This window comes from Nitrincola nitratireducens, from assembly GCF_000585235.1.
Classification (GTDB): domain Bacteria; phylum Pseudomonadota; class Gammaproteobacteria; order Pseudomonadales; family Balneatricaceae; genus Nitrincola; species Nitrincola alkalisediminis.
The window spans coordinates 42,681-49,650 of sequence record NZ_AONB01000027.1; the positions used below are offsets into that span (position 1 = coordinate 42,681).

A 6,970-nucleotide genomic window follows, 5' to 3' on the forward strand; every position below is an offset into this window, starting at 1 on the left:
TTAAACATCGTTGCGCGTTAAGTCTGCAAACACGCGGTCTGCGGCTTGTAAGGTGGCATCTAGATCGGCTTCAGTATGCGCGTTTGAGATAAAACCAGCTTCAAATGCAGAAGGGGCGAGATAAACACCTTGCTTTAACATGCCGTGGAAAAACCGCGAAAAAAGCTGGGTGTTGCAGCTCGTGGCATCAGAAAAGCCTTTGATTTCCGTTGCTTCAGTGAAGAAAAGCCCAAACATGCCGCCTACACAGGTTGTTGTAAATGGGATGTGGTGCTTTGCCGCAAGAACTTTTAGCCCTTCAGTCAAGTACTCGGCTTTAGCGGCCAATTGCTCATGCACACCCTCTTCGCAGAGTGCATTTAGCATGGCTAAACCTGCGGCCATCGCTAGGGGGTTGCCAGATAGGGTTCCTGCTTGGTAGACAGGTCCAAGCGGTGCAATATGAGACATGACCTCTTTTCGACCCCCGAACGCACCAACAGGTAAACCTCCGCCAATGACTTTGCCCAGCGTTGTTAAGTCAGGCTTTACACCGTAGAAGGCTTGTGCGCCACCCAAAGCCACTCTGAATCCGGTCATCACTTCATCAAATATCAGGAGGCTTTGATACTGATCGCACACTTCACGGAGTCCTTCAAGGAAGCCTGGAACCGGTGGAATGCAGTTCATGTTGCCAGCAACAGGTTCTACAATGATGCACGCAATTTGATCGCCCACGTCAGCAAAGGCTTGGCGAACAGAGTCAATATCATTAAATGTCAGAGTGATGGTGTGCTCAGCTAGTGCTGCAGGTACGCCGGGCGAATTGGGTTCTCCAAGAGTGAGCGCTCCTGAGCCTGCTTTAACCAGCAGTGAGTCAGAGTGGCCATGGTAACAGCCCTCAAATTTAACGATTTTGTCACGCCCAGTAAAACCACGAGCCAAGCGAATAGCACTCATGGTTGCCTCGGTTCCTGAGCTGACCATCCGTATCATTTCCATCGAAGGAACCAGCTCACATACCTTGTCGGCCATGCTGGTTTCAATGGCGGTGGGTGCGCCAAAGCCAAGCCCATTGTCTAGAGCTTCACGAACAGCATTGATCACAGGAGGGTAAGCATGACCAAGAATCATGGGACCCCAAGAGCCTATGTAGTCGATGTAGCGCTGATCATCTTCGTCATAGATATAGGCGCCTTTTCCACGCTTGAAGAAGATCGGTGTGCCACCAACCCCCTTAAATGCGCGTACCGGGGAGTTTACGCCCCCTGGAATATGAACTTGAGCGGCTTGAAAGAGATCATCGGATCTTGACATGAATAAACTATCCTTTAATAAGTATTCTGAACACCATTAGTCTGTCTATAATAGTGATTATTGAATCAGATTTGTATGATATGGGTTTAAAAGCTGTCATAACCTATGTGTATCATACAGAGTTAAGAGCATTACGCTGCACAACTGACATTAGATTGAGAGGTTAGGGTGATTAAAGTAGGTATAGTAGGTGGCACGGGGTATACCGGGGTTGAGTTACTCAGGGTTCTGGCAAATCATCCTTTTGCAAAGGTCGAAGTGATTACGTCACGCTCCGAAGAAGGTGTTTTAGTGGCCGATATGTATCCTAACCTCCGAGGTCATTTGGATATTGGATTTACCGTTCCGGATATTGAAACGCTGGCGGCCTGTGATGTTGTTTTTTTCGCTACCCCTCACGGTGTAGCCATGAGCATGGCGCCAGAGCTCATTGATAGAGGTGTGCGGGTCATCGATCTGGGCGCAGACTTCAGGATTAAAGACATTCCTTTATGGGAAAAGTGGTATAACCACACGCACACTTGCCCTGAATTGGTTGAAAAGGCGGTATATGGTTTACCAGAGGTCAACAGGGAAGCGATTCGCACCGCTCAATTAATTGGTTGTGCTGGTTGCTATCCTACCGCTGTTCAGCTCGGTTATTTACCCTTGTTAGAGAAGGGTTGGGTTGATCACAGACGTTTGATTGCTGATTGTAAATCAGGCGTGAGCGGAGCAGGTCGTGGTGCAAGTGTTGGGGCATTATTGTGTGAGACCAGCGAGAGCATGAAAGCCTACGGCGTACCTGGACATCGCCATTTACCCGAAATTCGTCAAGGCTTGGCGAGAGCGGCCAATAAGCCAGTCGGGCTGACCTTTGTGCCTCACTTAACACCAATGATACGTGGTATTCATGCAACGCTTTATTCGGTACTGAAAGACCCTGTTGACTCAGGACTGCAAGAGTTGTTTGAAGCGCGCTATGCTAATGAGCCCTTCGTAGATGTCATGCCAGCCGGTAGTCATCCAGAAACTCGCAGCGTAAAAGGGTCGAATGTCTGTAGAATTAGTGTGCATCGGCCGCAAAATGATGACACAGTTGTGGTGTTGTCTGTGATTGATAATCTTGTTAAAGGAGCATCGGGTCAGGCGGTTCAAATCATGAATATCATGTTTGATCGACCTGAAAATGAAGGCTTGACCCAAGTTGCATTGATGCCTTAGGTAATACTTGACTGCTTTGCTTGGTTTTGTAAGAATGCTCTGTCCGCAATGAGGTTATCGAGCAATGACAGAATCGACTGAAGAAACAACTCTTTATTTTACGCAATCAGCCGCTGCAAAAGTCAGGGCATTGATTGAAGAAGAGGAAAATGAGAGTCTAAAGTTGCGTGTGTTTATTACGGGCGGCGGTTGTGCTGGGTTTTCGTATGGCTTTACGTTTGACGAAGAGGTTGCCGAGGATGATACGGCAATCACGACCGATGGCGTGACTTTGTTGGTGGATCCTATGAGCTTTCAATACTTGATTGGCGCTCAAGTGGATTACCAAGAAGGGTTGCACGGTTCGCAGTTTATGATCAAAAACCCGAATGCGGCAACGACTTGTGGCTGTGGATCCTCATTTTCTATCTGATCGTCTTTGATAGCCCATTTTCCTTGTTGGAGGATGGGCTAGTATTCTTGCTCTAACTCTTTTTACCTATTTAATGTCCTCTACGGATAGTAGATCCCTCCGAGTATGCGCTTCCCTTTTGCGCCCGTTACATCAGGTAAGTTGCCTGTTTTGTGGTGCAGTGTACGCCATGCGAGCCAAGCAAACGCGCAGGCTTCGACCCAGTCTGCATCCAAGCCTAATGAGTCGGTTTTTAGGGTTGGTCTCCCTAAGTGCTGTTCTATGCGTGATTTTAAGAAAGCGTTGTGTGCCCCGCCGCCGCATAGAAAGATATCGGCCTTGTCATCTTTTTCTAATCGTTTTATTTCATCGCAAATACTTGAAGCAGTGAGTTCAGTGAGCGTTGCTTGTACATCTTCGGGCAGGATAGGTGTTGCGATAGTGCTGATGACGTTTTCTAGCCAGTCAAGATGAAAAGCCTCTCGCCCTGTGCTTTTAGGCGGTGTTAGTTTGAAGTAATCATGGCTTTGCAGAGTTTGTAACAGCTCTGTATGAATGTGGCCAGAGTTGGCCCAGTCTCCATGTTCATCAAAATGCCGTTGCTTATGCTGATGTATCCACGCATCCAGTAGCACGTTGCCGGGCCCTGAGTCATAGCCTAAGACTTGAGCACTTGGATCGGCGGGTAGAAAGGTTAGGTTGGCCATTCCTCCAATATTAACAATAATCCGATTCTGTTGATCTGAGCGAAACAAGTGATCATGAAACGCAGGTACTAAGGGGGCGCCTTGCCCACCTGATGCTAAGTCTCGCCGTCTAAAATCGGCAATGGTTAAGATGCCTGTTCGCTCACATATAATGTTCGGATCACCCGCTTGTAAGCTAAAGCCCTGCTCTGGATAGTGGCGCAGTGTTTGTCCATGGCAGCCAATGGCAATGATATCCTTCTCTGCTACAGCATATTTCTCCAGTAAGGCGCGTGCATTACTAGCAAATATCTCTCCTAATAATGGATCTAAATGAGCGAGTGCTTCTATTTCGGATTGGCCTGGTTGGGTGAGCCTTAATATTTTCTCTTTTAAATCAGATGGGATGGCTTCACGGTAGGTTCCATGCAGTTTGAATGTTGTATCAAAACTGACTAAAACACTATCGATACTGTCTAGGCTGGTGCCTGACATGATTCCGATAAAGTAATGACTCATGGGTATTGAGGCTCGTTGTAAGGTTTATAGGAAGCAAGCAAAGGTTCGGAAGATGGCTCTAGAAGCTGGGTGAGTTTCACAACATTTTGTTCAAATAACGCTCGCTCTGCTTGAGGGATCGTGACTAGATCTTTGCTTTTTGCGGTTAAAGGGTTTTGGTGTTCACCATGGATTCGGAACTCATAATGAAGGTGGGGGCCTGTGGCTAAGCCAGACATGCCAACATAGCCAATGAGTTGGCCTTTTGTAACAGGGGTGCCCACTTGTGTGTTTTTAGCGAAGCCATTCATGTGAGCGTATAAAGTTGAAATTCCTTTGGGATGCTCAATGATGATGGTATTGCCAAATCCACCATCGGGCCCTCGAAACGTAATTTTTCCATGGCCAGTTGCATAAATGGGGGTGTTCATAGGTGCTGCGTAATCAACGCCTCGGTGAGGGCGAGCGTAACCAAGTAAGGGGTGTAGACGGTTGCGTTGGAAAGGTGAGCTAATTCGAGCATGTTCTAAGGGTGCCGATAAGAATGTATGCGCTAAGCCTGTGCCATCCGCTTTAAAAAAGCCAGTTACGCTGTGCTTTGATGTGTGGTGGTAGAGTTGTAAAAATGCAGTCTCTGATTTGAACTCAAAAGCTAATAGTTGTAGGGGTTCGGTGGGCGCTAGGTGTCGTGGTTGTTCTGATATCAGTAAATTAAGAGCGTAAGGTGACTGATTGAGTAGATCAAGGTCAATGTAGTTATCGAGGGCATCCAGCAATTGACGGTAAATTTTCCTATCTAGACCCATGCTACGTAATGCAGGATAAAGACGTCCATTGATCTCAAGGTTGAGGCGGCGAAGTTGCGGAGAAGCCGGGGCGTTATTCACTTGAACGTGCCACTCATCTGATGTGCGAATAAACTCCCACTCAGTATCCTTAGAGAAAAACTTCAGTGTTAAAAGGGTAGAGGCATCAAAAACAAGCGACATACGCTCAATGAATGAATGTTGGCGTTTGATATCTTCGAAGCTTTGTTCTTTAAGTAAGGACGCAATATCAGATGCGCTGATACCTGCTTTACTGAGTGCTTCATGAAGATCAGTGTTCTCATCCAGTGGGTAGCTGACCCAAGCGGAATTCGGATGAGTATGTGCGGATGTTTGTGAGAGAGGTAAAACTGAAAAAGTGGTGACGTGTTTTTCTTCAATGAGTATTTCGGTTTCAACTGAGCTTGAGTTATCTGTAGGTTCAAAATTTATGTTTTGAAAAAATAGGATCACTGCTAGCAAACACAAAATGAAAGGAACTAAATAGGTGCGTAGCTGAGATGTCATGAGGTTTAAGTGATTCTCGAATGCTAAAAGAGGATGCTGGTGGCTAAAAAATAATCAAAAAATACAATTTATACTCTCAAAGGGATAGGTTGTTTGTCAATCGGGTCCGCGACCCTGTAAAATCGTGGGTTAACCTTAACTCAATTGGATAGATAGGAAGATGAGTAAACCAACTTTGATCGAAGATTTAAAATCGCGTGGGCTAATCGCTCAGACCACCGACGAGCAAGCATTGAAAGAGCACCTTGAGAAGGATGTGGTAACTTTGTATTGTGGCTTCGATCCGACGGCAGATAGTCTTCATTTAGGTCATTTGGTTCCTTTGCTGATGTTGAAGCGCTTCCAGGATTATGGACATCGTCCTATTGCGTTGGTGGGCGGGGCTACAGGCTTGATTGGTGACCCGAGCTTCAAGGCGCAAGAGCGTCAATTGAACTCTGCGGACGTGGTGGCCAATTGGAGTAATCGTCTTAAGCAGCAAATCAGTCAGTTTATCCGTTTTGATGATAAAGACGGTGCCATCATGGCGAATAATTATGATTGGACGGCAAGTGTTGATGTGCTGACCTTCTTGCGTGATATCGGCAAGCACTTTACGGTTAACAAAATGATCGCGAAGGAGTCGGTTAAGCAGCGTATAGAGCGTGAAGATTCCGGTATTTCCTTTACTGAGTTTACTTATCAGATTCTGCAGTCGTACGATTACCAAGTATTGAATCAGCAGCATGGCTGCTCGCTGCAGATTGGCGGTTCTGATCAATGGGGTAATATTACTGGTGGCATTGATCTTGTTCGTCGCATGAATGGAAAGTCAGTTCATGGTCTGACGTTGCCATTGATTACAAAATCGGATGGTACCAAGTTTGGTAAAACAGAGGGTGGCGCTGTATGGTTGGCGCCGGAAAAAACCTCTCCTTATGCGTTCTACCAATTCTGGTTGCAAACACCTGATGCGGATGTGTACCGCTTTCTGAAGTTTTTTACCTTCTTAAGTGTAGAAGAGATTGAAGTTCTTGAGGCAGATGATAAGGCGTCAGAGGGTAAGCCTAAAGCGCAAGGTGTTCTCGCTAATGAAGTTACACGCTTAGTGCACGGTGATTCAGCTCTGCAGGCAGCTCAGCGCATTACTCAGGCTTTATTTTCAGGCGAGATGGATAGCTTGAACGAAAGTGATTATGAGCAATTGAAGCAAGACGGGTTGCCTGCTTCAGCGTTGCCTGCGAACTTGAGTGAGTTGTCTTTGACAGGCTTGCTGGTGGATGCGGAGGTTGCAACCAATGGTAAGCAAGTTAAAGATGCATTGCAGCGTAACTCGGTGATGGTGAATGATTTGGCATGTGGTGTGGAGCAAAACATGCAAGCATCCCAAGTATTCTCAGAGTCGAATGCCCGCTTTGGCCGTTACTATCTGGTCAAGTTGGGTAAGAAGAAACATCACTTGTTTTACCGATAGAGTCTTATTGATTTAAAGAAGTTACTCTTTTTTTTAAAAAGTAGTTGACCTCTCCTAAAAACCTCTTTAATATTCGCGCCTCGCTTGAGAGACAAGCCTTCCGGGGGAG

General features: G+C 46.4%; 6 protein-coding genes. 3 read left to right on the forward strand and 3 right to left on the reverse strand.

The window, feature by feature from the left end:
• Positions 1 to 1,296, reverse strand: a complete 1,296-nt coding sequence (hemL, locus tag D791_RS17235; RefSeq protein WP_036514291.1) for a glutamate-1-semialdehyde 2,1-aminomutase — start codon at positions 1,294 to 1,296, stop codon at positions 1 to 3.
• Between the two features lie 168 nt (positions 1,297 to 1,464).
• On the opposite strand from hemL, the gene argC reads away from it, so the two are divergent.
• The gene (gene argC, locus D791_RS17240) at positions 1,465 to 2,499 is read left to right on the forward strand and encodes an N-acetyl-gamma-glutamyl-phosphate reductase (RefSeq protein WP_036514294.1); all 1,035 of its coding nucleotides are present in this window, start codon (positions 1,465 to 1,467) and stop codon (positions 2,497 to 2,499) included.
• 64 nt (positions 2,500 to 2,563) lie between these two features.
• Positions 2,564 to 2,911, forward strand: coding sequence for an iron-sulfur cluster insertion protein ErpA (gene erpA / locus D791_RS17245; protein WP_036514297.1), 348 nt, complete (start codon positions 2,564 to 2,566; stop codon positions 2,909 to 2,911).
• 80 nt (positions 2,912 to 2,991) lie between these two features.
• Here erpA and D791_RS17250 read toward each other — a convergent pair whose 3' ends face one another.
• Positions 2,992 to 4,095: an anhydro-N-acetylmuramic acid kinase gene (locus D791_RS17250; protein WP_036514300.1), complete on the reverse strand. Its 1,104-nt coding sequence runs from the start codon at positions 4,093 to 4,095 to the stop codon at positions 2,992 to 2,994.
• Positions 4,092 to 5,408, reverse strand: a complete 1,317-nt coding sequence (locus D791_RS19320) for a M23 family metallopeptidase (protein ID WP_051514652.1) — start codon at positions 5,406 to 5,408, stop codon at positions 4,092 to 4,094. The genes D791_RS17250 and D791_RS19320 overlap by 4 nt, the downstream gene beginning before the upstream one ends.
• A 160-nt stretch (positions 5,409 to 5,568) precedes the next feature.
• Between D791_RS19320 and tyrS the strand changes: the two genes are divergently transcribed.
• Positions 5,569 to 6,861, forward strand: a complete 1,293-nt coding sequence (gene tyrS, locus D791_RS17260) for a tyrosine--tRNA ligase (RefSeq protein ID WP_036514303.1) — start codon at positions 5,569 to 5,571, stop codon at positions 6,859 to 6,861.
• The last annotated feature ends 109 nt before the right edge of the window (positions 6,862 to 6,970 follow it).